General features: G+C 42.9%; 30 protein-coding genes. 20 read left to right on the plus strand and 10 right to left on the minus strand.

Features of this window, described 5'->3' with window-relative positions; all coding sequences use genetic code 11:
- From accC to D8848_RS06520, 3 genes are read left to right on the plus strand one after another with little or no spacing between them, the layout of a single operon-like run.
- A complete protein-coding gene (gene accC, locus D8848_RS06510) occupies positions 1 to 1,368 on the plus strand; it encodes an acetyl-CoA carboxylase biotin carboxylase subunit (RefSeq protein WP_125443525.1) in 1,368 nt (455 codons plus the stop codon).
- 36 nt (positions 1,369 to 1,404) lie between these two features.
- Complete coding sequence (gene accD, locus D8848_RS06515) at positions 1,405 to 2,271, plus strand: acetyl-CoA carboxylase, carboxyltransferase subunit beta (protein ID WP_125443526.1); 867 nt, start codon at positions 1,405 to 1,407, stop codon at positions 2,269 to 2,271.
- Complete coding sequence (locus tag D8848_RS06520; protein WP_115904871.1) at positions 2,268 to 3,035, plus strand: acetyl-CoA carboxylase carboxyl transferase subunit alpha; 768 nt, start codon at positions 2,268 to 2,270, stop codon at positions 3,033 to 3,035. Before accD ends, D8848_RS06520 begins: the two co-directional genes overlap by 4 nt.
- Before the next feature lie 264 nt (positions 3,036 to 3,299).
- On the opposite strand, the gene nusB is transcribed toward D8848_RS06520, so the two are convergent.
- From nusB to gatC, 8 genes are all read right to left on the minus strand, one after another.
- A complete protein-coding gene (gene nusB / locus D8848_RS06525; protein WP_049511552.1) occupies positions 3,300 to 3,725 on the minus strand; it encodes a transcription antitermination factor NusB in 426 nt (141 codons plus the stop codon).
- Positions 3,718 to 4,107, minus strand: coding sequence for an Asp23/Gls24 family envelope stress response protein (locus tag D8848_RS06530; RefSeq protein ID WP_000510575.1), 390 nt, complete (start codon positions 4,105 to 4,107; stop codon positions 3,718 to 3,720). Before D8848_RS06530 ends, nusB begins: the two co-directional genes overlap by 8 nt.
- Positions 4,108 to 4,128: 21 nt before the next feature.
- A complete protein-coding gene (gene efp / locus D8848_RS06535) occupies positions 4,129 to 4,689 on the minus strand; it encodes an elongation factor P (protein ID WP_000568643.1) in 561 nt (186 codons plus the stop codon).
- Positions 4,690 to 4,770: 81 nt separating this feature from the next.
- Entirely contained in the window at positions 4,771 to 5,892 is a 1,122-nt protein-coding gene (locus D8848_RS06540) for an SPFH domain-containing protein (protein WP_125443527.1), read from the minus strand.
- Positions 5,893 to 5,901: 9 nt separating this feature from the next.
- On the minus strand, positions 5,902 to 6,867 hold the full coding sequence (locus D8848_RS06545) for a zinc-ribbon domain-containing transport protein (RefSeq protein WP_125443528.1): 966 nt from the start codon (positions 6,865 to 6,867) through the stop codon (positions 5,902 to 5,904).
- Between the two features lie 87 nt (positions 6,868 to 6,954).
- On the minus strand, positions 6,955 to 8,397 hold the full coding sequence (gatB, locus tag D8848_RS06550) for an Asp-tRNA(Asn)/Glu-tRNA(Gln) amidotransferase subunit GatB (protein WP_125443529.1): 1,443 nt from the start codon (positions 8,395 to 8,397) through the stop codon (positions 6,955 to 6,957).
- Positions 8,397 to 9,863 carry an Asp-tRNA(Asn)/Glu-tRNA(Gln) amidotransferase subunit GatA gene (gene gatA, locus D8848_RS06555; RefSeq protein WP_125443530.1) on the minus strand — a complete coding sequence of 489 codons (1,467 nt, stop codon included), beginning with the start codon at positions 9,861 to 9,863 and terminating at the stop codon, positions 8,397 to 8,399. Before gatA ends, gatB begins: the two co-directional genes overlap by 1 nt.
- A complete protein-coding gene (gene gatC, locus D8848_RS06560) occupies positions 9,863 to 10,165 on the minus strand; it encodes an Asp-tRNA(Asn)/Glu-tRNA(Gln) amidotransferase subunit GatC (protein ID WP_000705411.1) in 303 nt (100 codons plus the stop codon). Before gatC ends, gatA begins: the two co-directional genes overlap by 1 nt.
- A 212-nt stretch (positions 10,166 to 10,377) precedes the next feature.
- Between gatC and D8848_RS06565 the strand changes: the two genes are divergently transcribed.
- Both D8848_RS06565 and D8848_RS06570 read left to right on the plus strand, forming a co-directional pair.
- Entirely contained in the window at positions 10,378 to 11,922 is a 1,545-nt protein-coding gene (locus D8848_RS06565) for a peptide chain release factor 3 (RefSeq protein ID WP_001025437.1), read from the plus strand.
- A gap of 10 nt (positions 11,923 to 11,932) precedes the next feature.
- Entirely contained in the window at positions 11,933 to 12,130 is a 198-nt protein-coding gene (locus tag D8848_RS06570; protein ID WP_004258416.1) for a hypothetical protein, read from the plus strand.
- Between the two features lie 361 nt (positions 12,131 to 12,491).
- Here D8848_RS06570 and D8848_RS06575 read toward each other — a convergent pair whose 3' ends face one another.
- The gene (locus tag D8848_RS06575; protein WP_060627646.1) at positions 12,492 to 13,445 is read right to left on the minus strand and encodes an aromatic acid exporter family protein; all 954 of its coding nucleotides are present in this window, start codon (positions 13,443 to 13,445) and stop codon (positions 12,492 to 12,494) included.
- A 67-nt stretch (positions 13,446 to 13,512) separates the two neighbouring features.
- Positions 13,513 to 14,718: a serine/threonine transporter SstT gene (sstT, locus tag D8848_RS06580; protein WP_125443531.1), complete on the minus strand. Its 1,206-nt coding sequence runs from the start codon at positions 14,716 to 14,718 to the stop codon at positions 13,513 to 13,515.
- A gap of 151 nt (positions 14,719 to 14,869) precedes the next feature.
- On the opposite strand from sstT, the gene D8848_RS06585 reads away from it, so the two are divergent.
- From D8848_RS06585 to rpoZ, 15 genes are all read left to right on the plus strand, one after another.
- Entirely contained in the window at positions 14,870 to 15,436 is a 567-nt protein-coding gene (locus D8848_RS06585) for a mechanosensitive ion channel family protein (protein ID WP_060627649.1), read from the plus strand.
- Positions 15,437 to 15,487: 51 nt separating this feature from the next.
- Complete coding sequence (locus D8848_RS06590) at positions 15,488 to 16,396, plus strand: magnesium transporter CorA family protein (RefSeq protein ID WP_060627651.1); 909 nt, start codon at positions 15,488 to 15,490, stop codon at positions 16,394 to 16,396.
- A 14-nt stretch (positions 16,397 to 16,410) separates the two neighbouring features.
- Positions 16,411 to 16,938 (plus strand): YqeG family HAD IIIA-type phosphatase, encoded by a 528-nt coding sequence (locus D8848_RS06595; RefSeq protein ID WP_125443532.1) that lies wholly within the window; start codon positions 16,411 to 16,413, stop codon positions 16,936 to 16,938.
- 2 nt (positions 16,939 to 16,940) lie between these two features.
- On the plus strand, positions 16,941 to 18,047 hold the full coding sequence (gene yqeH, locus D8848_RS06600; protein ID WP_070481844.1) for a ribosome biogenesis GTPase YqeH: 1,107 nt from the start codon (positions 16,941 to 16,943) through the stop codon (positions 18,045 to 18,047).
- Between the two features lie 212 nt (positions 18,048 to 18,259).
- Positions 18,260 to 18,571, plus strand: coding sequence for a ribosome assembly RNA-binding protein YhbY (yhbY, locus tag D8848_RS06605; RefSeq protein WP_000060169.1), 312 nt, complete (start codon positions 18,260 to 18,262; stop codon positions 18,569 to 18,571).
- A 51-nt stretch (positions 18,572 to 18,622) separates the two neighbouring features.
- Entirely contained in the window at positions 18,623 to 19,252 is a 630-nt protein-coding gene (locus D8848_RS06610; protein WP_000963708.1) for a nicotinate-nucleotide adenylyltransferase, read from the plus strand.
- The gene (gene yqeK, locus D8848_RS06615) at positions 19,252 to 19,845 is read left to right on the plus strand and encodes a bis(5'-nucleosyl)-tetraphosphatase (symmetrical) YqeK (protein WP_125443533.1); all 594 of its coding nucleotides are present in this window, start codon (positions 19,252 to 19,254) and stop codon (positions 19,843 to 19,845) included. The genes D8848_RS06610 and yqeK overlap by 1 nt, the downstream gene beginning before the upstream one ends.
- On the plus strand, positions 19,846 to 20,199 hold the full coding sequence (gene rsfS, locus D8848_RS06620; RefSeq protein ID WP_125443534.1) for a ribosome silencing factor: 354 nt from the start codon (positions 19,846 to 19,848) through the stop codon (positions 20,197 to 20,199).
- Between the two features lie 109 nt (positions 20,200 to 20,308).
- On the plus strand, positions 20,309 to 21,049 hold the full coding sequence (locus tag D8848_RS06625) for a class I SAM-dependent DNA methyltransferase (RefSeq protein WP_185756860.1): 741 nt from the start codon (positions 20,309 to 20,311) through the stop codon (positions 21,047 to 21,049).
- A gap of 9 nt (positions 21,050 to 21,058) precedes the next feature.
- Positions 21,059 to 22,156 (plus strand): nucleotidyltransferase, encoded by a 1,098-nt coding sequence (locus D8848_RS06630; protein ID WP_125443536.1) that lies wholly within the window; start codon positions 21,059 to 21,061, stop codon positions 22,154 to 22,156.
- A gap of 131 nt (positions 22,157 to 22,287) precedes the next feature.
- Positions 22,288 to 22,542, plus strand: a complete 255-nt coding sequence (locus D8848_RS06635; RefSeq protein ID WP_000388572.1) for a type II toxin-antitoxin system Phd/YefM family antitoxin — start codon at positions 22,288 to 22,290, stop codon at positions 22,540 to 22,542.
- A 3-nt stretch (positions 22,543 to 22,545) separates the two neighbouring features.
- On the plus strand, positions 22,546 to 22,800 hold the full coding sequence (locus tag D8848_RS06640; protein WP_084925567.1) for a Txe/YoeB family addiction module toxin: 255 nt from the start codon (positions 22,546 to 22,548) through the stop codon (positions 22,798 to 22,800).
- Between the two features lie 202 nt (positions 22,801 to 23,002).
- Complete coding sequence (locus D8848_RS06645; protein WP_000404936.1) at positions 23,003 to 24,616, plus strand: ribonuclease Y; 1,614 nt, start codon at positions 23,003 to 23,005, stop codon at positions 24,614 to 24,616.
- Between the two features lie 128 nt (positions 24,617 to 24,744).
- Complete coding sequence (gene gmk / locus D8848_RS06650) at positions 24,745 to 25,371, plus strand: guanylate kinase (protein ID WP_000775041.1); 627 nt, start codon at positions 24,745 to 24,747, stop codon at positions 25,369 to 25,371.
- 24 nt (positions 25,372 to 25,395) lie between these two features.
- A complete protein-coding gene (gene rpoZ, locus D8848_RS06655; RefSeq protein WP_125443537.1) occupies positions 25,396 to 25,710 on the plus strand; it encodes a DNA-directed RNA polymerase subunit omega in 315 nt (104 codons plus the stop codon).
- Positions 25,711 to 25,714 lie beyond the last annotated feature (4 nt).

Genomic DNA, 25,714 nt, shown 5'->3' on the forward strand with positions numbered 1-25,714 from the left:
ATGTTTCGAAAAATTTTAATTGCCAATCGTGGTGAAATTGCGGTTCGTATTATCCGTGCGGCGCGTGAATTGGGGATTGCGACGGTGGCAGTTTATTCAACTGCTGATAAGGAAGCTCTTCATACGCTTTTGGCAGATGAAGCAGTTTGTATTGGCCCTGGTAAGCCAACCGAGTCTTATCTCAATATTAATGCGGTTCTATCAGCTGCAGTCTTGACTGAGGCGGAAGCCATTCACCCAGGTTTTGGATTTCTCAGTGAAAATTCCAAATTTGCAACCATGTGTGAAGAGGTGGGGATTAAGTTTATCGGCCCATCTGGTCATGTCATGGATATGATGGGAGACAAAATCAATGCGCGTGCTCAGATGATCAAAGCTGGTGTTCCAGTCATTCCAGGTTCAGATGGAGAAGTGCATAACTCTGAGGAAGCTTTGATTGTTGCTGAAAAAATTGGCTACCCTGTTATGCTCAAGGCTTCAGCAGGTGGAGGTGGTAAAGGGATTCGTAAGGTTGAAAAACCAGAAGACCTCGTTTCAGCTTTTGAAACTGCTTCTAGCGAAGCCAAGGCCAACTATGGCAATGGTGCCATGTACATTGAACGGGTTATCTATCCAGCTCGTCACATTGAGGTTCAAATCCTAGGAGATGAGCATGGACATGTGATTCACTTGGGGGAACGGGATTGTTCTCTTCAACGGAATAACCAAAAGGTTTTAGAAGAAAGTCCTTCGATTGCAATCGGAAAAACGTTGCGCCATGAAATCGGTTCTGCTGCTGTTCGAGCTGCAGAGTCTGTTGGTTATGAAAATGCAGGGACCATTGAGTTTCTGCTTGATGAAGCCAGTGGCAAATTCTATTTCATGGAAATGAATACTCGTGTTCAGGTGGAACATCCAGTAACAGAATTTGTTTCAGGTGTGGATATCGTTAAGGAACAAATTCGCATTGCGGCAGGTCAGCCTCTGTCTGTTAAGCAAGAAGATATTGTCCTACGCGGTCATGCCATCGAGTGTCGGATCAATGCAGAAAATCCAGCCTTTAATTTTGCTCCAAGTCCAGGTAAGATTACTAATCTCTATCTGCCAAGTGGTGGAGTTGGCTTGCGCGTGGATTCAGCAGTTTATCCAGGTTATACCATTCCACCTTATTATGATAGTATGATTGCTAAAATCATCGTTCACGGTGAAAATCGTTTTGATGCCTTGATGAAAATGCAACGTGCCCTCTATGAATTAGAGATTGAAGGGGTGCAGACCAATGCAGATTTCCAGCTTGACCTCATTTCAGATCGCAATGTCATTGCTGGAGATTACGATACTTCCTTCTTGATGGAAACCTTCTTACCCAAATATCAAGAAAAAGAATAAAATGACTTCAAGAGTTTAAACCGAAAAGGGGAATCAATGGCTCTATTTAGTAAAAAAGATAAGTATATTCGAATCAATCCCAATCGTTCGGTTAGGGAAAAACCTCAAGCCAAGCCAGAGGTTCCAGATGAATTATTCTCCCAGTGTCCAGGCTGTAAGCATACCATTTATCAGAAGGATCTGGGAAGTGAGCGTATCTGCCCATATTGTAGCTATACCTTTCGTATTTCTGCCCAAGAACGCTTGGCTTTGACGATTGATATGGGAACCTTCAAGGAATTGTTTACAGGGATTGAGAGCAAGGATCCCTTGCATTTCCCTGGTTATCAAAAGAAACTAGCAACTATGCGTGAAAAAACAGGTCTGGATGAAGCCGTTGTGACAGGAACAGCTCTTATAAAAGGCCAGACTGTGGCTCTTGGGATTATGGATTCCAACTTTATCATGGCTTCTATGGGTACGGTTGTAGGTGAAAAAATCACTCGCTTGTTTGAGTATGCGACTGTTGAACAGTTGCCAGTTGTTCTCTTCACAGCCTCTGGTGGAGCCCGTATGCAGGAAGGAATCATGAGTCTCATGCAGATGGCCAAGATCTCTGCAGCAGTTAAACGCCATTCAAATGCTGGTCTCTTTTACTTGACGATTTTGACAGATCCAACGACAGGTGGTGTGACAGCTTCTTTCGCTATGGAAGGTGATATCATTCTGGCTGAACCACAGAGTTTGGTCGGTTTTGCTGGGCGTCGTGTGATTGAAAACACGGTCCGTGAAAGCTTGCCTGAGGATTTCCAAAAAGCAGAATTCCTATTGGAACATGGCTTTGTGGATGCTATTGTCAAAAGAAGAGACTTACCAGATACGATTGCTAGCCTAGTCAGATTGCACGGAGGGAGTCCTAGATGAATATTGCAAAAATAGTCAGAGAAGCGCGTGAGCAGAGTCGCTTGACAACCTTGGACTTTGCGACAAGTATTTTTGATGACTTTATCCAATTACACGGTGACCGTTCTTTTCGTGACGATGGTGCAGTTGTTGGTGGTATTGGTTGGCTTGGAGATCAAGCTGTAACAGTAGTTGGTATTCAAAAAGGCAAGAGCTTACAAGATAACCTCAAGCGGAATTTTGGACAACCACATCCAGAAGGCTACCGCAAGGCCCTACGTTTGATGAAACAGGCTGAAAAGTTTGGCCGTCCAGTTGTGACCTTTATCAATACTGCAGGTGCCTATCCTGGTGTCGGCGCGGAAGAACGCGGTCAAGGAGAGGCTATCGCTCGCAATCTCATGGAAATGAGTGACCTGAAAGTTCCGATTATCGCCATTATTATCGGTGAAGGTGGTTCAGGAGGAGCTCTGGCTCTAGCCGTCGCAGACCGTGTCTGGATGCTGGAAAATTCTATCTATGCCATTCTCAGTCCAGAAGGTTTTGCTTCTATTCTATGGAAAGATGGCAGTCGTGCTATGGAAGCGGCAGAACTGATGAAAATCACTTCGCATGAACTGTTAGAAATGAACGTGGTGGATAATGTGATTTCTGAAGCAGGACTTTCGAGCAAAGAACTGATTAAGACTGTCAAAAAAGAACTCCAAGCTGAGCTATCTATACTCTCACAAAAACCGCTAGAAGCGTTGTTGGAAGAGCGTTACCAACGATTTAGAAAATACTAATACTCTTAGAAAATCAAATTTAAACCACGTCAGCTTCGCCTTGCCGTATATATGTTACTGACTTCGTCAGTTCTATCCACAACCTCAAAACCGTGTTTTGAGCTACCTACGGCTAGCTTCCTAGTTTGCTCTTTGATTTTCATTGAGTATAATTCTTTAGAATACGCAAAAACTAGAACTGGCAGTCAGTTCTAGTTTTTATGTGGTTCTTACTCTGTATCAAGGATGAAGTAAAAGGTGCTTGGAAAACCAAACACCTTTCGATTATTCATTTTCTTCAGTTACAAATTGACTAAGCAGTCCATTGATAAAACGGGCTGATTTTTGATCTGAAAAATTCTTAGCAAGTTCAATGGCTTCATTGACTGCTACCAGCTGAGGTGTATCAAATGATGTGATTTCAAAGATACCCAAGCGTAGTAAGTTTTTTTCGACCAAGGTCAATCGTTCAACTGTCCAGCCTGACTTGAGGTGCTGGTTGATTTGTTTATCCAACTCGTCTTTTTGAGCTTGAACGCCAGAAACCAAGTTTAGAAGAAAGGCAGGGATTTGCACATCTGCATCTTCACGGTCATGCGTGTAAGCAAAGCGACAAGCTGTTTCCATATCTGTGCCGAATTCAAGACTCATAAGAGCTTGAAAAGCGCATTTACGAAGTTCGCGTCTAGATTCTAATAATGGACTAGTCATTGAGGAAGTCCTCGTTAAATAGATCTTTCAACTCAGGTTTTGGTGTTTTATCTGGAACGATTCCTGCAACATGGATGTTGACAGCAGCAAGTTCCACATCAGCCATATCTCGGACAGCATCTTTGACTGCTTTTTGAATAGCAAGAGCCACTTTTGGTACTTTCACACCGTACTCAAGATAGAGATAAATGTCAGCAGTTAGCTCTTCGTTGCTTTCTTTTAAGTAGACACCACGACCAAGAGAGAGTTTTGATAGGGTATCAGATACGGATTTATTTGAAAATGAGTGGACACCATCAACTTTAGCAGTTGCGATGGCAATGATTTTTTCAAGTACACGTGGAGCGATAACGATTTCGCCAAATTGTTCTTCAATTCCCATAGAATGACCTCTTTCTAGAGATTAGGCACGAGAAACGTAAGTTCCTTCTGCAGTGTTGATGATCAATTTTTGTCCAGCTTCGATGAAGTCTGGAACGTTAACAACAAGTCCAGTTTCCATAGTTGCTGGTTTACCAGAACCTGTAACAGTAGCACCTTTGATAGATGGTTGTGTTTCAGCTACTGTCAATTCAACAGTAGTTGGTACAGTTACACCGATTACTTCAGTTCCGTAGAATTGGATTTTAACATCAGAGTTTTCAAGGATGTAAAGCAATTCATTTTCAACGTTTACGACTGGGATTTCGTATTGGTCGTAAGTTTCAGTGTTCATGAAGTAGGCAGTTTCATCCATTTTGTACAAGTATTGAGCTGGGACAGTTTCGATAATAGCTTGCTCGAATTTTTCTTCTGGACGGTAGCTTGTGTCAAATGTAGAACCAGTACGGACATCACGCAATTTCATACGCATGATCGTGTTCCCTTTACCTGGTTTGTGGTGGCTAGCTTCCAAAACGCGGATCAATTTTCCGTCTGCAGTTTCAAATGTCATACCAGCTTTCAATTTGCTTGCTTCAATCATGTTTTTACCTCTTTAATAAATATTATTACTCTTTATTGTACCATAAAACGCAATAATTCTCAAATATCAGATTAACTTGAGTTAGTTGACAGGTACGATATTTCCTTCTTCATCTTTGGTTACGAGAACATACTTGCCGTCTACCTCGATGTAAAAGTTCTTACTTGCAGTTTGCCCATTATTTTGAATAGGAGCTTGAGTTTGTTGGTTGAGTTGCCCGCCAAGCGTTTGTCCCAGATTCATTCCCATAATTATGTTCATACCATTGCCGTTGCCTTCATTGTTTGCAGCAACGATGAGAGCTTCGTTACGGGCACGACGTTCTTCAATCTCAATCGTATTGTACTTCATGGCGACAAGCTCGCTATCAAGTTTACGGACAATATCTAAGCTTTCTTGGTCATAGCTCAAATCTTCAAGCAGGATGTTGGTTGTTTCAATTCCGTAAAGTCCAGTCCATACCTTGTTAACTTCTTGTTTTGCCAGATCGTTGAAAGTATCTTGATTGGCATTAAGACTATAGATATCAACTCGGTTTTCGTTTGTAAATTTGGCGATTGCAATAGCAATTTTAGGAGAGATATTTTGTCTGAGAGTTCCCTGAGCGATATCTTTCAGGGTAAATGCTCTATGATCTTCAATTTGTTGACTGATGGAGCTGACATAAAATAGGACTGGATCAGCAACTTTGATATCAAACAAGCCGTAGAAACGAATATTGAGCAATTGTTGATAGCGTTCACTGAAATACTCTACGGCGTTTTGAGTACCAAATTTATTACCTGCGATGGGTTGCATACGGATAAAGATGATTTCCTGTTGGGTAATGACTTGACCACCAAAAGAGAAGCGGTTTTTGAAATTTTCCCAAGTACCCTTTATACCACCCTTTTCAAGAAGCCAGGCATTATCTTCAGAACGCCATTCGTGGCTACCAGCTTCTAAGACATCGCCAAGGAAGGTTCCGTTGTTGACAAGAATAGCTACATAACCTTGTGGAACAATGACTACAGAACCATCTGTTAAAAGTCCAGTATTTTGGTTGCTTTGTCTAGAAGTGCCGTCAGGATCTTTTGTAAGAAGTTGTCCTTTAATGGCCAAGGCATCAGCTGTTAGGTTATTTGGAAGAACAATAGCTTCTTTAAATTTGCTATCGTTGAAACTATTAAGCCCTGAAGATAGGGCGGCACGAATAAATCCCATAATTTCCTCCTAATTATAAAGTTCGTCTTCATCCACAACATCGTAGGTATTGAGTACCCATTGGTTTGGACTGCGTGTTAGATCAGCATCGCAATAGTCACATTTACTGATAGCAGAGATTTTCAATGGGGCACCACAGTTTGGACAGTGGTCACTGATGGCTTCATCACTGACATTTAGTTCAGTTTGACTTCCGTGTTTACGGATAAAGTTCATTTGATAGACTGTAAACAAGTCCTCTTGAGGATCACCTTCGATGACACGTTTGCTTTGGTCTTCAATGACATAGTCCCTGAGTGTAGATGACAAGATCACAACAAGGGTATCGTTACCATCAGGATTTTCGTAGAAATCTTTAATGCGAACATTTTCAACACAGACTTTTTCTAAAACATTGGTTGTTTTCGCCCGGATATGATCTTCGAGTTGTATACTATGTTGGGAATAAAGGCTGGTACTTTCAAGAGAGCGAGCCAAATTCCAATCCTTTTTAGTCCAGGCTGCCTGTAACTGAATATAGACTTCTTTAACCCATGAAGCGAAAGCATCGGCATCAAAGTTTGGATCGCCATATTTAACACGACTAGTAGCTAATGTATTGTGTTCAACTCGACGATGGTTTTGGGGATTATATACAGTAGCGCTACTATAGGATTTTTCTGATGAGCTTTGATTACTTTTATTCTTTAGAACTAAGACAACTACGTAAACACCTATTAAAAAGACTACAATTCCGTACAACTCTTGCTCAGAGTAACTCGAACTATAGGAACCGTCTCCAGAACTGTAGCTACTTCTGTAGGAAGAACTACCGCTATTACTGCTACTGGAACGGCTTCGGCTACCATTTGAACTGGAGCTACTACGGCTAGAGCTACCACTTCGAGAATGTCCTACCCCTGCATCGATGGATTGCATCGGTGTAACGAAAAGGAGTAGTAAACAGGTGGTGAGAAGAGTATATAACTTTTTCATATATCTCCTAACTATATGAATGCATACTGCAAGCCATCAGAACTGCTAATTTTTTAGCAGTCTGGTGTCAGTTATACTTTAAATGAGTTACTCATTTTTCAACTTTGCCAATTCTTGTGCAAGTAGTTTAAGGGCAACTTGTGGGTTGGCTTGGCCTTTGGTTGCTTTCATAAGGAATCCGGTGAAGGCCTTATCTGCGTTGCGTTTTCCTGACTTGAAGTCGGCAACAGCGGCTTCGTTATCGGCAAAGACTTGGTGGATGATTGGAATCAAGACAGCTGGATCTGAGATTTGAACCATACCTGCTTTCTCCACGTATTCACGCGCGCCACCGCCATTTTTAGCCAGGTGGACAAAGACTTTCTTGGCAATCTTAGAAGAGATAGTGCCGTCTTCGATAATGGCAATCATTTCTACCAAGTTTTCTGGTGTCAATTTTATTTGTTCAAGTGTCTTGCCTTCGGCATTCAAGAACTGAGCAACTTCTCCTTGGAGCCAGTTAGAGACTTGCTTGGCATCACCACCGAGAGCCACAGCTTTTTCAAAGAAATCAGAAGTGACTTTGTTTGCGGTCAACTGGCTAGCATCATAGTCTGACAAGCCGAGGTCAGAGACGTAGCGAGCACGGCGTTCTTTTGGAAACTCTGGCAATTCAGTACGCATTTCCTCAATCCACTCGTCTGAGATTTCAAAGAGTGGTAGGTCTGGTTCTGGGAAGTAGCGGTAGTCTGCAGCCCCTTCCTTGACACGCATGAGGATGGTTGCCTTGTTGGCTTCATCGTAACGGCGTGTTTCTTGGCGGATTTGACCGCCTGATCGAAGGATTTCAGCCTGGCGTTGAACTTCGTATTCAAGACCCTTACGAACGTTTGAGAAGGAGTTGAGGTTTTTCAACTCAGTCTTGGTACCGAATTTCTCTTGACCATAAGGGCGAAGGGAGATATTGGCATCCACACGCATAGAACCTTCTTCCATCTTAACGTCAGAAATACCAGCGTACTGGATAACTTCCTTGAGGGCTGTTAGATAAGCATAGGCTTCTTCAGGAGAACGCATGTCAGCTTCAGATACAATCTCAATCAATGGCACCCCTTGGCGGTTGAGGTCAACATAAGAGTAGCCATCTGTACCGTGGGTGTTTTTACCAGCGTCTTCTTCTAGGTGGGCACGTTCGATACCGATTTTCTTAGTTGTACCGTCTTCTAGCTCGACTTCAATCCAACCGTTATAACCGATTGGCTCATCAAACTGAGAAATTTGGTAGGCTTTAGGATTATCAGGGTAGAAGTAGTTTTTGCGGTCAAAGTGCATCTTTTTGTGGATGTCCATGTTGAGGGCAAGAGCAGCCTTGATACCGGCATCGACAACACCTTTATTGAGAACTGGCAGAACTCCTGGGAAAGACCAGTCAATCACGTTGGTGTTGGCATTTTGGTCATTTCCAAAGTGGGCAGAAGTGGGTGAGAAGATTTTTGAATTGGTGTTGAGCTCTACGTGGACTTCAAGTCCGATGACTGTTTCAAAGTTCATTAGTTGTCACCTCCAAAAATCACGGGTTGTTGTTTGTGGTAGTCTGTTGTTGCTTCAAAGGCAGCAGCAGCTTGGTAAATGGTTTCCTCAGAGTACTTAGGACCAATCAATTGCAGACCGACAGGTAGTCCTTGAGAGAATCCAGCAGGAATCGAAATTCCTGGAAGACCTGCCAAGTTGACTGGGATTGTCAAAAGGTCAGCCAAGTACATGGCAACTGGGTCATGGTTGAGTGAGTCCAAGTCATAAGCAACACTTGGAGAAGTTGGACCTAAAATTAAGTCATAATCCGCAAAGACGTTTTCAAAATCTTGGATGATGAGGGTACGGACCTGACCAGCTTTCTTGTAGTAGGCATCGTAGTAACCTGATGAAAGACTGAATGTACCAAGCATGATACGGCGTTTAACCTCTTCGCCAAAACCTTGGCTACGGCTGTTTACATAGATTTCATCAAGGTTGGTCGCATCCTCTGCGCGGTAACCATAACGGATACCGTCAAAACGTTGCAAGTTTGATGAAGCTTCAGATGAAGCGATGATGTAGTAAACGGCAACACCGTATTTAGAGTGAGGAAGGCTGACTTCTTCAACGATAGCGCCCAATTTTTCAAAGTGTTTGGCTGCATTCAGAATAGTTTCCTTAACCTCTGGGTCAATTCCTTCACCGAGGTATTCCTTAGGTAAAGCAATTTTCATGCCCTTGATGTCTTGACCAATTTTTGAAGTAAAGTCGGCAATACGAACAGGGGCCGAAGTAGAGTCTTTGGCATCTTCGCTGGCAATAGCGTTGAGCAAGAGAGCATTTTCCTTAACAGTTGGTGCAAAAGGTCCAATCTGGTCTAATGAGCTACCAAAGGCAATGAGACCGAAACGTGAAACTGTTCCGTAGGTTGGTTTGAGACCAACAATCCCGTTAAAGGCAGCAGGTTGGCGGATAGAACCACCAGTATCAGAACCAAGTGATAAGCGGACTTGCCCTGACGCTACAGCTGCGGCAGAACCACTAGATGAACCACCAGGAACCTTGCTGTGGTCCCATGCATTTTTAGTAGCGCCATAGTGAGAAGTTTCACCTGATCCACCCATGGCAAATTCGTCCATGTTAGTTTTCCCTACGACAATCATGCCCTTAGATTTTGCATTGGCAACGGCTGTTGCATCAAAGATTGGCTCATAGTTGTAGAGCATTTTTGAGGCAGCAGTTGTGAGAATACCGTCAGTAGAGATATTATCTTTAACTGCAAGTGGAATTCCTGAAAGGACATTATCAGCATCGATTCCAGCTTCATCAATAGCTTTAGCTTGAGCAAGGGCTTGCTCCTCAGCGATGGTAACAAAAGCGTTGATAGCTGTCTCGCGAGACTTGATATCTTCAAGCGTAGCTTGGGTCAATTCTGTTGCTGAAATTTCCTTAGAGACAAGGAGATTGTGCAAGTCTTCAATGGTTTTATTGTTGAAAGTCATTAGGCATCTCCTCCATCGTCTAGGATAGCTGGTACCTTGATATAGTAGTTGTCTTTTTCAGGTACGTTTTTAAACAAGCGATCACGGTCTGTTCCCTCTTCGGCCACATCAGGGCGGAGTACAGTCTTGCGGTCAGCCATGGTCGTAGTAGGTGCGACACCAGTTGTGTCAACTTCGCCCAGCAATTCAACCATGTCAACAATCTTAGACAAGGTTGTCGCAAAGGCAGCAGTTTCTTCTTCAGAGAATTTTAATTTTGAAAGATTGGCAACGTGTGTTACCTCTTCTTGCGTAATTTTCATCTTGCATCCTTTCGTGAAATGATGATTTTTAGTCTGTTCTATTTTACCATATTTTCCTATAAATAAGGGAGGGGGAACTGAAAAGAAATAGAAATTGAAAAAAATGCTAAAATCCGATATAATGGAGTGTTGAAAGGAATGGTAAAATCCAATGTAAAAATCATTCTTAGCTATTGAAACAAGAAAAATAGAGAATCAAAGAAAGAGAACTTATGAATATTCAAGAAGAAATTAAGAAACGTCGCACCTTTGCTATCATCTCCCACCCGGACGCGGGGAAAACAACTATTACTGAGCAGTTACTCTACTTTGGGGGCGAGATTCGTGAGGCTGGTACGGTAAAAGGAAAGAAAACAGGGACTTTTGCTAAGTCTGACTGGATGGATATCGAGAAGCAACGTGGGATTTCGGTTACTTCATCTGTTATGCAGTTTGACTACGATGGAAAACGTGTGAATATCCTCGACACGCCAGGGCATGAGGACTTTTCAGAAGATACTTATCGGACCTTGATGGCGGTGGATGCTGCGGTCATGGTTGTGGACTCTGCCAAGGGTATCGAGGCCCAAACTAAGAAATTGTTTGAAGTTGTCAAACACCGTGGTATTCCAGTCTTTACCTTTATGAATAAGCTGGACCGTGACGGTCGTGAGCCACTGGACCTCTTGCAAGAATTGGAAGAAGTCTTGGGTATTGCGAGTTACCCGATGAACTGGCCAATCGGGATGGGGAAAGCCTTTGAAGGGCTCTATGACCTCTATAACCAACGCTTAGAGCTCTATAAGGGGGATGAGCGTTTTGCCAGTTTAGAAGATGGGGACAAGCTTTTTGGTAGCAATCCTTTCTACGAGCAAGTTAAGGATGATATTGAACTTTTAAATGAAGCTGGGAATGAGTTTTCAGAGGAAGCTATCCTTGCTGGAGAATTGACGCCCGTCTTTTTCGGTTCAGCTTTGACAAACTTTGGTGTCCAGACCTTCCTTGAAACCTTCCTTAAGTTTGCTCCGGAACCACATGGACACAAGAAAACAGATGGCGAAATTGTTGATCCTTACGACAAGGATTTCTCAGGATTTGTCTTTAAAATCCAAGCCAACATGGACCCTCGTCACCGTGACCGTATTGCCTTTGTCCGTATCGTTTCGGGTGAGTTTGAACGTGGCATGAGTGTCAATCTGCCTCGTACTGGTAAGGGTGCTAAACTGTCTAATGTTACCCAGTTTATGGCGGAAAGTCGCGAGAATGTGACCAATGCCGTGGCAGGAGATATCATCGGGGTTTACGATACAGGTACTTATCAGGTTGGGGATACTTTGACAGTTGGTAAAAACAAGTTTGAATTTGAACCCCTGCCAACCTTTACACCTGAAATTTTCATGAAAGTTTCTGCTAAGAATGTCATGAAACAAAAATCCTTCCACAAGGGAATCGAGCAATTGGTACAAGAAGGTGCCATTCAGCTTTATAAGAATTACCAAACAGGCGAGTATATGCTAGGCGCTGTAGGTCAACTCCAGTTTGAAGTCTTCAAGCACCGTATGGAAGGCGAGTACAATGCGGAAGTAGTCATGAGCCCAATGGGTAAAAAGACCGTTCGTTGGATCAAGCCTGAGGACTTGGATGAACGGATGTCTTCAAGCCGCAATATCTTGGCTAAAGACCGTTTTGACCAACCAGTCTTCCTCTTTGAAAATGACTTTGCCCTCCGCTGGTTTGCGGACAAGTATCCAGATGTAGAGTTGGAGGAGAAGATGTAAATCGTTACAAATGACTAGCAACATAAAGTTGCTGTCATTTGACGGTAACCGCTATGGTGGCTTACCTAAACGCTTCACTAGGAAAAATCCACGAATGGTATCGATTCGTGGACTTTTCCGTCGTAATGGTAAGGAAGCGGTAACTGTTTTACTAACTTCGTTTGGCAAATGGAATCGGTTTCCCAAACTCCGTGTAGTAGTTCAGTAAATTTAATTGATTGTATAACAATCTAAGTAACTAACGCCAAGTTTCTATGGAACTTGGCTATGCGTTCCACTAGTAAAGTTTTACGAATATTGTCGATTCGTGGGCTTTTCCGTTGTAACTGGTAGTGAGAGGTCTAGCTAACTGTCTTACTAACTATGTTTGGTAAATGAAATTGATTTGTAAAAATTAGTGTCGTGGATAATAAGACAGCAGAGTATGTAGGGTTTTACCTTAGCCCTCTATAAAAAGATGTTGAATATTTGGCTTTATTCGTTTTACTGTTAACCTTTATGGTAATAACTTACAAATAAAAGAAAACTTCAGATATTCACCTTTTGTGATTGGTCTGAAGTTTTCTTATTTACTGTCCATATTTTTGGTAAAAATCAACTTTTACTTGGATGAAGGTTTTGGCCTCGCGTAGGAGTTGAAGAAGGGTGGCGCGAGTTTCAAATTCTTCTCTTGTCTTTGGCAGACTGCGATTACGGAAGACTTCCAGATAACGTTCAATTTCATCTAGCAAATCAGAAGCAGGATTGGTCTGGCTCAGTTGACCGGCAATTTTTGAAAAGAGTTGCGCTAAAATCAAACTTTCGCTGGCAGCTAGGTGACAGGTGTTGATTTGCTGAGCCATGTTTCGCAGGATGCGACTTTGTCGCTGTCTCATCTCAAAGTAGTGAATATGGTAATCGGTCTGGTGAAAGAGGTGGTCAGAGTGATCTAGATAGACAAGTCTGAGGGCTTCTTCCAAAAGGGTGTCTAATTCTTCTACTAGCTGTGCTCGGTTGCGTCCATCCCCTCTGGATAAATAATATTTGAAGCGCTGGAGAATATCTTTTAACTTTTCTTCTACCAATGTGTGGTAGTGATGAATTTCCTCTTCTCGTGAAGGCATGTAGAGATTGACAAGCAAGGCAAATCCTGTACCGATAGCAAAGAGAAGGAATTCATTGACTAGGAGGTCTGGAGAGGTTGACTCTTGTACCAAGAGGTGGCTAACCAAAACAGTGCTTGGTGTGATGCCAATTTCCCAGCCCATCTTATAAGCTAGAGGCACGTAGAGGGCAAGATAGAGGCCAAGGCTCCAGATATGAAATCCGCTCAAGTAAAAAGCCAGAACTCCGATAACCAAAGCTAGAAGCATGGAAAAGAGCCGATTTCGGGCCAGTTTTAAGGTACTTCTACGGGTATCGGATAGGCTCAAGAGGGCGATGATTCCAGCCGAGACAGCTGAGGAGAGATTGAGAAAATAAGCAAGAAGGCAGGCAAGACAGGTAGCTAAGATGAGCTTGGTCGTACGTTGGCTAATAGACATAAGGATTTCCTAGTAAGTTAGAATAAAAGCGGAAAAGACAAGACCTGAGCAGGCTTGCCTTTATGAGTTATTTTTTACGGGCTGCCGCGTATTCGGCAACGGCAGTAAAGAGGACATCTGTTGAAGAGTTGAGAGCTGTTTCGCATGAATCTTGGATGACCCCAATCACAAATCCAACCCCAACAACTTGCATGGCAATATCGTTAGAAATACCGAAAAGGCTACAAGCAACTGGGATAAGAAGGAGGGAACCGCCCGCAATACCAGAAGCGCCACAGGCTGAGATAGCTGCTACCACACTGAGGACAAAGGCTGTCGCAAAGTCAACAGGGATTCCCAAAGTATTTACTGCAGCAAGGGTTAGAACGTTAATGGTAATCGCAGCCCCAGCCATGTTGATAGTAGAACCGAGTGGGATAGAAACCGAATAGGTATCTGGATCTAGTCCAAGGTCGTGACAAAGTTTCATGTTGACAGGGATGTTCGCCGCAGAACTACGAGTAAAGAAGGCTGTAACACCGCTGACACGCAAACATTTCCAAACGAGGGGATAAGGATTTCTCTTCATAAAGAGAAAGGCAATCAATGGATTGACAACCAGAGCGACAAAGAACATAGTTGTCACCAAGAGGGCAAGCAAGATTCCGTAGTTAGCGAGGCTTCCGATTCCCTTATCAGAGATGGTTTTGAAGACAAGACCAAGGATACCAAATGGAGCTAGGTTGATAATCCATTCGACAATCTTAGAAGTCACATCAGCTATGGTTTTCAGCAATTCTTTACTATTTTTGCTGGCTTCTCTCATAGCAATCCCGAAAACAACTGCCCAGGATAGGATACCGATGTAGTTGGCTGTGACAAGGGCATTGACTGGGTTGTCAACCAGTTTGAGCAAGAGGTTGCTGAGGACTTGTCCAATCCCATCTGGTGGAGCAATATCGGTATTAGCACTATTTAGGGTAATTTCAACAGGTACGATGAAACTTGCTAGTACAGCGATAAGTGCAGATGCAAAGGTTCCCACCAAGTAAAGGAAGATGACCGTTTTCATATTGCTATCTTGGCCCTTTTGATGTTGGGAAAGGGCGTTAGCAACGAGGGCAAAGACTAGAATGGGTGCGATGGCTTTAAGGTCACCAACAAAGAGATCTCCAAGTAAACCAATTCCTGAAATGTTAGGAAGTGTCAGTCCTAGGGTTCCTCCAATAAGCATGCCAATCAAAATCCGTTTGATTAGGCTTGCCTTATTCCAAGCATGAATGAATTTTTTCATAACAATTTCCTTTGTTGTGTAATGTTTATGATTATAGTATAAATATGAACTAAAATCAAGAATTTTCTGTCTATTTTTGCTATTATTTTTGAATATTTATGGAGATTCATCACTTGTGAAAGTATGGTATAATAAATGAAAGGAGTTTTCTATGCAAGAATTTTTTAAAACCTACCTCAATAAGCTTGATGTTACAACGATTATTGAAAATATCTTAACCAAGTTACTTTCTCTGTTATTCCTATTTTTACTCTTTTATATAGCTAAGAAATTGCTCCATACCATGGTGCAGAGAATTATTAAACCTTCTCTAAAAATGTCTCGTCATGATGTTGGGCGTCAGAAAACCATCTCACGTCTGTTAGAAAATGTGTTTAATTATACCCTTTATTTCTTTTTACTTTACTGCATTTTGTCGATTATAGGTTTGCCAGTTTCTAGTTTGCTGGCAGGAGCTGGGATTGCTGGGGTGGCTATTGGGATGGGAGCCCAAGGTTTTCTGTCTGATGTCATCAATGGCTTTTTCATCCTCTTTGAACGTCAACTGGATGTAGGAGATGAGGTTGTTCTGACAAATGGTCCTATTACTGTATCGGGTAAGGTTGTCAGTGTAGGTATTCGAACAACTCAACTCAGAGGAGAAGACCAGGTTCTGCACTTCGTTCCCAATCGGAATATCACCGTTGTCAGCAATTTCTCTCGGACAGACCAGGCCTGAAATTTTAGCAGATTTATGGTACAATAGAAAGAGTTTGGTAAAGGAGAGAAGATGTTTTTAGAAAAACAGTTGGGCAATGGTTGTACCTGGATTAACCTAGATTTGGACAAGTTGAAAAAACTAGAGGACCTTTCTGAAATCTACGGTTTGGACAAGGAAACCATCGAATATGCGCTGGATAGGAATGAGCGTGCCCACATGGATTATCACCGTGAAAATGGGACTGTAACCTTTATCTACAATGTCTTGAACTTGAAAAAAGATAAGGCATACTATGAAGCTTTTCCCATGACCTTTATCGTGGAACATCGTCGCCTGATTACCATTAGTAATACCAAGAACGCCTATGTCATTGAACAGATGACCCGTTATCTGGAGAGTCATGACATGCTTTCGATTTACAAGTTTCTCTTTGCCAGTCTGGAAATCATCAGCAATGCCTACTATCCTGTCATCGAGCAGATGGATAAGAGTAAGGACGAGGTCAATGGCCTCTTGCGCCAGCGGACGACTAAGAAAAACCTTTTTGCCCTTTCCGACTTGGAGACTGGTATGGTTTATCTTACTGCGGCTGCCAAGCAAAATCGCATGTTGCTGGAACATATTCAAGGGCATGCCCTCTATCGCAGTTTTAACGAGATTGAGAGAGAACAGTTTGATGATGCCATGATTGAGGCTCATCAGCTGGTATCCATGACAGACTTGATTTCTCAAGTCCTCCAACAACTATCAGCATCTTACAACAACATACTAAACAATAATCTGAATGATAATTTGACAACCTTGACTATCATTTCAGTCTTGCTAGCGGTTTTGGCAGTAGTGACAGGCTTTTTCGGAATGAATGTTCCCCTACCCTTAACAGATGAGCCCCATGCTTGGCTCTACATTAGTTTAGCCAGTGCTGGGTTGTGGATTGTTTTGTCATTGTTATTAATGAAAATTGCGAAAAAAAGTTAAGAAAAGGAGCCAGAATGGCGATTGAAAACTATATGCCAGATTTTGCTGTGGAAGCAGTCTATGATCTGACAGTCCCAAGCCTGCAGGCGCAGGGAATCAAGGCTGTTTTGGTCGATTTGGACAATACTCTCATTGCTTGGAACAACCCTGACGGGACGCCAGAGATGAAGCAATGGTTACATGATCTCCGTGACGCAGGTATTCGCATCATCGTGGTATCAAATAACACTAAGAAACGCGTCCAACGAGCAGTTGAAAAATTTGGAATTGATTACGTTTACTGGGCCTTGAAGCCCTTCACATTTGGGATTGACCGTGCCATGAAGGAATTTCACTATGAGAAAAGTGAAGTGGTCATGGTCGGCGACCAGCTCATGACAGATATTCGAGCAGCCCACCGTGCTGGCATTCGCTCAATCTTGGTCAAGCCCTTAGTTCAACACGACTCTATTAAGACGCAGATTAACCGTGCTCGTGAGCGCCGTGTGATGCGAAAAATCACTGAAACGTACGGACCGATTACATATAAAAAAGGAATTTAACTATGGAAGAAATTCTCTGTATTGGTTGTGGAGCAACCATTCAGACGACAGATAAGGCTGGTCTTGGTTTTACCCCCCAGTCGGCACTTGAAAAAGGTTTGGAAACTGGCGAAGTCTATTGCCAACGTTGTTTCCGTCTCCGTCACTACAATGAAATCACGGATGTCCAGTTGACGGACGATGATTTCCTAAAGCTCTTGCACGAGGTGGGAGACAGTGATGCCTTAGTGGTCAATGTCATTGATATCTTTGATTTTAATGGCTCTGTTATCCCAGGTTTGCCACGTTTTGTTTCGGGCAACGATGTCCTCTTGGTAGGAAATAAAAAAGATATCCTCCCTAAGTCAGTTAAGCCTGGTAAGATTAGCCAGTGGTTGATGGAACGTGCCCACGAAGAAGGACTTCGTCCAGTCGATGTCGTCCTAACTTCAGCACAAAACAAACATGCCATCAAGGAAGTCATTGACAAAATCGAGCACTACCGAAAGGGCCGTGATGTCTATGTGGTCGGTGTGACCAACGTTGGAAAATCAACTCTTATCAATGCCATTATCCAAGAAATCACGGGTGATCAGAATGTCATCACGACTTCGCGCTTCCCAGGGACAACCTTGGACAAAATCGAGATTCCGCTTGACGACGGATCTTATATCTACGATACACCGGGAATCATCCACCGTCACCAGATGGCCCACTACTTGACGGCCAAAAACCTCAAGTATGTCAGCCCTAAAAAGGAAATCAAGCCTAAAACCTACCAGCTCAATCCTGAACAAACCCTGTTTCTAGGTGGTCTCGGACGCTTTGACTTTATTGCAGGAGAAAAGCAAGGTTTTACAGCCTTCTTTGACAATGAACTCAAATTGCATCGTACTAAGCTAGAAGGAGCTAGTGCTTTCTACGACAAGCACCTTGGAAGCCTTCTCACTCCTCCAAATAGCAAGGAAAAAGAAGATTTTCCAAAACTAGTCCAACATGTATTTAACATTAAGGAAAAGACAGACCTAGTCATCTCTGGACTCGGCTGGATCCGTGTAACAGGCACAGCCAAAGTCGCCGTCTGGGCACCAGAAGGCGTCGCCGTCGTCACACGAAAAGCAATTATTTAAACTAAAATCACTGAGCGAACAAAGTGAGCTCATAAAAAGATAGTTATTGCCGTGGGATCTTGCCAATCTGTAGATTGGCAAGGGGCACAATTGAGACCAAGGCTCAATTGTGAGGTCAGGAAATCCATTTTCCAAAGATGAGATCTTTGAAAAATTAGTTCCGACCGTCCCTCACCACCTAAAATAACTATCAAAAAAACAAGGAAGAAATTATGTCATTAACATCAAAACAACGTGCCTTCCTCAACAGCCAGGCACACACCCTCAAACCCATCATCCAAATTGGGAAAAATGGCCTTAACGATCAAATCAAAACCAGCGTCCGTCAGGCTCTTGACGCCCGCGAATTGATCAAGGTTACTCTTTTGCAAAACACCGATGAAAATATCCACGAAGTAGCTGAAATTTTGGAAGAAGAAATCGGTGTGGATACAGTCCAAAAAATCGGACGAATCTTGATTTTGTTTAAACAATCTAGCAAGAAAGAAAATCGCAAGATTTCTAAAAAAGTTAAAGAAATCTAAAAACTATACTCCAAACAACTGTTTTTACAGAGAAATAAAGGAGACTAGCCTATGGCAATCGAACTATTGACTCCCTTTACCAAGGTAGAGTTGGAGCCAGAAATCAAGGAGAAAAAACGCAAACAAGTCGGGATTTTAGGGGGGAATTTTAACCCTGTTCACAATGCCCATCTGATTGTTGCGGACCAAGTACGGCAACAGTTAGGACTGGATCAGGTTTTGCTCATGCCTGAATACCAACCTCCTCACGTAGATAAAAAGGAAACAATCCCTGAGCACCATCGTCTCAAGATGCTTGAATTGGCGATTGAGGGGATTGAAGGTCTGGACATTGAAACTATTGAGTTGGAGCGCAAGGGCATTTCCTATACCTACGACACCATGAAGATTTTAACAGAGAAGAATCCAGATACAGATTATTACTTTATCATCGGTGCCGACATGGTAGACTATCTGCCCAAGTGGTACCGAATTGATGAGCTGGTCGATATGGTTCAGTTTGTAGGGGTTCAGCGTCCACGCTACAAGGCAGGGACTTCCTATCCCGTTATCTGGGTGGATGTGCCTCTCATGGATATCTCGTCCAGCATGGTGCGTGACTTCATTGCCCAAGGTCGGAAACCCAACTTTCTCCTGCCTCAGCCTGTGCTAGACTACATCGAGAAGGAGGGGCTCTACTGATGGCCTATCAAGACTATATCAACTGCTCTCGTGAGGCTTTGTTGGAAAAAATGGCAGAGCTTCTGCCTGAAAAACGCTTAACCCATTGCTTGGGTGTGGAGAGTGCAGCCATAGAACTGGCTCAGCGCTTTGGAGTTGATGTCGAGAAAGCAGGTCTTGCAGGCCTTCTTCATGACTATGCTAAAAAGTTGTCAGATCAGGAATTTCTGGATTTGATTGACCGTTACCAGCTAGATTCTGATCTCAAAAACTGGGGCAATAATGTCTGGCATGGCATGGTTGGCATCTACAAGATTCAGGAAGATTTGAATTTGCATGATTCTGAAATCCTGCGAGCTATTGAAATCCATACAGTCGGGGCGGCTCAGATGACAGACCTAGACAAGGTTATCTATGTCGCAGACTATATAGAGCACAATCGTGCCTTTCCTGGAGTGGATGTGGCACGTGAGATTGCAAGTCTATCGCTCAATAAGGCGGTGGCCTACGAAACAGCTCGCACTGTGGAGCATCTAGCTCATCAGGGATTCCCCATCTATCCCCAAACCCTTGAAACCTATAACGCCTTGGTGCACTATTTGAAAGAGGATTAAATGAACGAAAAAGAATTACTAGAACTAGTCGTGAAAGCGGCTGATGAGAAACGTGCGGAGGATATCCTCGCACTTGATGTACAAGATTTGACTAGTGTGACGGATTACTTTGTTATTACTAGTTCAATGAATAGCCGTCAGTTGGATGCTATCGCTGACAATATCCGTGAAAAAGTAGCGGAAGCTGGTTTTAAAGGCAGCCATATCGAAGGCGATGCAGCTGGAGGCTGGGTCTTGCTGGACCTTGGTGCTGTCGTAGTGCATGTCTTTTCAGAAGAAATGCGTGCCCATTATAACCTAGAAAAACTATGGCATGAGGCAGAGTCAGTAGATATATCTGAAACTTTGGCGTAGAAGATGAACTCAGTTGCAGTCAACTGGGTTTCTTTGCTTATTTTAGAAAAAAAGATAGAAAGGTATAGGGCGAGTGGTGTTTGCCATGTAGGCTCTTGGTATCATGATTATGGCAACTTATGAAACTTTTGCGGCTGTTTACGATGCGGTCATGGACGACAGTTTATACGATAGATGGACGGATTTTTCGCTTCGTCATTTGCCTAAGACCAAGGAGAGAAAGAAACTCTTGGAACTGGCTTGTGGGACAGGAATTCAATCTGTGCGCTTCTCTCAGGCTGGTTTTGATGTGACTGGGCTTGATTTGAGTGCGGATATGTTGAAGATTGCTGAAAAGAGAGCGGCTTCAGCCAAGCAAAAGATTGATTTTATTGAAGGCAATATGCTGGATTTGTCCAAGGCAGGTAAATATGACTTTGTTACTTGTTATTCGGACTCAATCTGCTACATGCAGGATGAGGTGGAAGTAGGGGATGTTTTTAAGGAAGTGTATAATGCCCTTAATGAAGATGGAGTTTTCATCTTTGATGTGCATTCGACCTACCAGACAGACGAAGTTTTTCCAGGCTATTCTTATCATGAAAATGCAGAAGATTTTGCAATGCTCTGGGATACCTACGAGGACGAAGCACCTCACTCCATCGTGCATGAGTTGACCTTTTTTATCAAGGAATCTGACGGTTCCTTTAGTCGCCACGATGAAGTGCATGAGGAGCGTACATACGAAGTCTTAACCTATGATATCTTGCTGGAGCAGGCTGGTTTCAAGTCTTTCAAACTCTATGCAGACTTTGAGGACAAGGAGCCAACAGAAACCAGCACCCGTTGGTTTTTTGTGGCGCAGAAGTAGGAGATTAGCATGACCATCACAGGTATTATCGCGGAGTTTAATCCTTTTCATAATGGCCATAAATACCTGCTGGATCAAGCAGAGGGACTGAAAATCGTTGCCATGTCTGGAAATTTCATGCAGCGTGGAGAACCTGCTATTGTGGACAAGTGGACACGGGCCCAGATGGCGCTGGAAAATGGAGCGGATCTGGTAGTGGAATTACCCTTTTTAGTCAGTGTTCAGGCAGCAGATTTCTTCGGTCAAGGAGCTGTGGATATCTTGGCTCGGTTGGGCATTGATACTCTAGCATTTGGGACGGAGGAAGTTCTGGATTATCAAAAAATCGCTGACTTATACACAGAGCAAGGTGCTGAGATGGAGAAGTTTGTGGAAAATCTGCCTGATTCCCTTTCCTATCCCCAGAAAACCCAAGCTATGTGGAAGGAATTTGCTGGTCTTGATTTTTCAGGCAATACGCCCAATCATGTCCTTGCTCTTGCTTATGCCAAGGCGGCTGCGGGACGAAACATCAAACTTTATCCGATTCAGCGTCAGGGTGCGGGTTACCATTCCGTGGACAAGGATGTGGATTTTGCCTCAGCGACAGCCCTCCGTCAGCATCAATCAGACAAAAATTTCTTAGAACGCTTTATGCCTTCTATTGCCCTATTTGAGCAGGCCAGTAAGGTGAGCTGGGAAGACTATTTTCCCTTGCTCCGCTATCAAATCTTGTCCAATCCAGACTTAACCACTATCTATCAGCTCAATCAAGAAATGGCAGTACGCATCAAGGATGCCATCAAGACAGCCCAGTCTGTGGAAGACTTGGTTGAGGCGGTTGCGACCAAACGTTACACCAAGGCGCGTGTCAGACGCCTATTGACCTATATCTTGGTGCAGGCTAGAGAAGGTGACTTGCCAGAAGCCATTCATGTCCTTGGATTTGCTGAAAAAGGCAGGCAACAGCTCAATTCTTTGAAAGGTCGGGTCAGTCTAGTCAGCCGAATTGGCAAAGAGCCTTGGGATACTATGACCCAAAAGGCAGACCAGATTTACCAACTGGGAAAATCAAGTATAGCAGAGCAGAATTTTGGAAGAGTGCCGATAAGAATAGAAAGAAACTAAGTCTACTGAAAAGTAGGCTTTTTGAGATTTTTTACGAATAAATAGATAGAAAAGAAAATCTTGTACAAGTTCCTGACAATTTCTTTCTTTTCGTGTATAATAGTGGAAAAGAGGTAAAACGAGGTATGGTTATGGAAGCAGTTCTTTACTCAACATTCCGAAATCATTTAAAAGACTACATGAAGAAGGTAAATGATGAATTTGAGCCTTTGACGGTGGTCAATAAAAATCCAGACGAGGACATTGTAGTACTTTCAAAGAGTGAGTGGGATAGTATCCAAGAAACCCTGAGAATTGCTCAAAATAAGGAACTTTCTGATAAGGTTTTGCGAGGAATGGCTCAAGTTCGTGCTGGAAGTACTCAGGTTCATGTTATTGAGGAGTAAGAAATGCTGCTCAAGTTTACAGAAGATGCCTGGGCAGATTATTGCTACTGGCAAAATCAGGATAAGAAAACGTTAAAAAGAATCAATAAACTAATCAAGGATATTCAACGTGATCCCTTTACAGGAATAGGTAAACCAGAACCACTCAAGTATGACTACCAAGGAGCTTGGTCACGTCGTATTGATGCAGAAAATCGCTTGATTTATATGATGGATGAAGATAGCGTGGCTTTCTTGTCTTTTAAAGATCATTACTAAGTCTACTGAAAGGTGGGCTTTTTCTATAATTTTTACTAAGCTATAACTTCTAAGAAATAGAGATTGCACTAATAAATTTTAAGCAAACGTGTTCCAATTTCCTCAAAACATATTCTATTTTAGGTTTGTGAAAATCACTTTTTTATGGTAGAATGTAAAAGAATGTATGTCATTCGGAATAACAATAAAATGAGGTAAAAACATGGAAATCATGTCGCTTGCGATTGCTGTTTTTGCCGTCATCATTGGTTTAGTCATTGGATATGTCAGCATCTCAGCTAAGATGAAATCATCTCAGGAAGCTGCAGAGTTGATGCTTTTAAATGCTGAACAAGAAGCAACTAATTTACGTGGACAAGCTGAACGTGAAGCCGATTTACTTGTTAATGAAGCTAAGCGTGAAAGCAAGTCTCTTAAAAAAGAAGCACTATTGGAGGCCAAAGAAGAAGCCAGAAAATACCGTGAAGAAGTGGACGCTGAATTCAAATCAGAACGTCAAGAACTCAAACAAATCGAAAGTCGTTTGACCGAGAGAGCTACTAGCCTTGATCGTAAGGACGACAATTTGACGAGTAAAGAACAAACACTTGAACAAAAAGAACAAAGTATTTCTGATAGAGCTAAAAACCTTGATGCGCGTGAAGAGCAATTAGAGGAAGTCGAAAGACAAAAAGAAGCAGAACTAGAGCGTATTGGTGCTCTGTCTCAGGCAGAAGCACGAGATATTATCTTGGCACAGACAGAGGAAAACTTGACCAAGGAGATTGCTAGCCGTATTCGTGAAGCTGAGCAAGAGGTCAAGGAACGTTCTGACAAAATGGCTAAGGACATCTTGGTTCAAGCTATGCAACGTATCGCTGGTGAATATGTAGCGGAGTCAACAAACTCAACGGTTCATCTGCCAGACGATACTATGAAGGGACGCATTATTGGTCGTGAAGGTCGTAACATTCGTACCTTTGAAAGTTTGACAGGGGTCGATGTGATTATCGACGATACACCAGAAGTGGTGACCTTGTCAGGATTTGACCCGATTCGTCGTGAGATTGCACGTATGACTATGGAAATGTTGCTCAAGGATGGTCGTATCCACCCAGCTCGTATCGAAGAGTTGGTTGAGAAAAACCGTCAAGAGATTGACAATAAGATCCGTGAATACGGTGAGGCAGCAGCCTATGAGATTGGTGCGCCAAACCTTCATCCAGACTTGATGAAGATTATGGGACGTTTGCAGTTCCGTACTTCTTATGGACAAAATGTCTTGCGTCATTCGATTGAGGTTGCTAAATTAGCTGGTATCATGGCGAGTGAGCTTGGTGAAAATGCAGCTCTTGCCCGTCGTGCTGGATTCCTTCATGACATCGGGAAAGCTATTGACCGCGAGGTTGAAGGTAGTCACGTTGAAATTGGTATGGAATTGGCTCGTAAGTACAAGGAGCATCCAGTTGTGGTCAATACGATTGCTAGTCACCACGGCGATGTCGAAGCTGAGAGCGTGATTGCAGTGATCGTCGCTGCAGCAGATGCCTTGAGCGCAGCCCGTCCAGGTGCTCGTAGTGAGTCTCTTGAAAGCTACATCAAGCGTCTTCATGATTTGGAAGAAATTGCTAACGGCTTTGAAGGAGTACAAACTAGCTTTGCCCTTCAAGCAGGACGTGAAATTCGTATCATGGTCAATCCAGGACAAATCAAGGACGACAAAGTCACAATCTTGGCTCACAAAGTTCGTGAGAAAATTGAAAACAATCTCGATTACCCAGGAAATATCAAGGTAACCGTGATTCGCGAGCTTCGTGCAGTAGATTATGCTAAATAAATAAGAAAGAGCAGTTGAAAAATTACTGCTTTTTTGTTACACTAGATAGAAAGACTGTAAAGGATAATCTGGCTTTTTGTCATTATTCTAGAGAAATGTTATTTCACAGACTGACTAAAGGAGACACAATGGCAGACCGAGGCTTACTAATCGTTTTTTCTGGTCCTTCAGGGGTTGGAAAAGGAACGGTTAGAAGAGAGATTTTTGAGAGTTCTGAAAACCAATTTCAATACTCTGTATCGATGACGACACGCGCACAACGTCCTGGAGAAGTGGACGGTGTTGACTATTTCTTCCGTACTCGCGAAGAGTTTGAAGAGCTGATTCGTCAAGGACAGATGTTGGAATACGCAGAATATGTCGGCAACTACTATGGCACTCCTCTGACCTATGTCAATGAAACCTTGGACAAGGGGATCGATGTTTTCCTTGAAATTGAAGTTCAAGGAGCTCTTCAAGTCAAGAAAAAGGTTCCAGATGCTGTCTTTATCTTCCTGACACCGCCAGATTTGGATGAATTACAAGACCGCTTGGTAGGTCGTGGAACAGATAGTGCAGAAGTGATTGCCCAACGAATCGAAAAAGCCAAGGAAGAAATTGCGCTTATGCGTGAGTATGATTATGCGATTGTCAACGATCAGGTGCCCCTAGCTGCTGAGCGTGTCAAACGTGTTATCGAAGCAGAGCACTTCCGTGTGGACCGTGTCATTGGTCACTATCAGGAGATGTTACCAAAATCTCCAACTACCCGATAAAATTTAGAAAATAGGTACAAGCAAATGATGTTAAAACCCTCTATTGATACCTTGCTCGACAAGGTTCCATCAAAATATTCACTCGTAATCTTGGAAGCAAAACGTGCCCACGAATTGGAAGCAGGTGCGCCAGCAACTCAAGGTTTCAAGTCTGAAAAATCAACTCTTCGCGCTTTAGAAGAAATCGAATCAGGAAACGTTACAATTCACCCAGATCCAGAAGGAAAACGTGAAGCGGTGCATCGCCGTATCGAAGAAGAAAAACGCCGCAAAGAAGAAGAAGAAAAGAAAATCAAAGAGCAAATCGCTAAAGAAAAAGAAGATGGTGAAAAGATTTAAGGTT

The sequence above is a fragment of the Streptococcus mitis genome, from assembly GCF_003942775.1.
GTDB lineage: Bacteria > Bacillota > Bacilli > Lactobacillales > Streptococcaceae > Streptococcus > Streptococcus mitis_CN.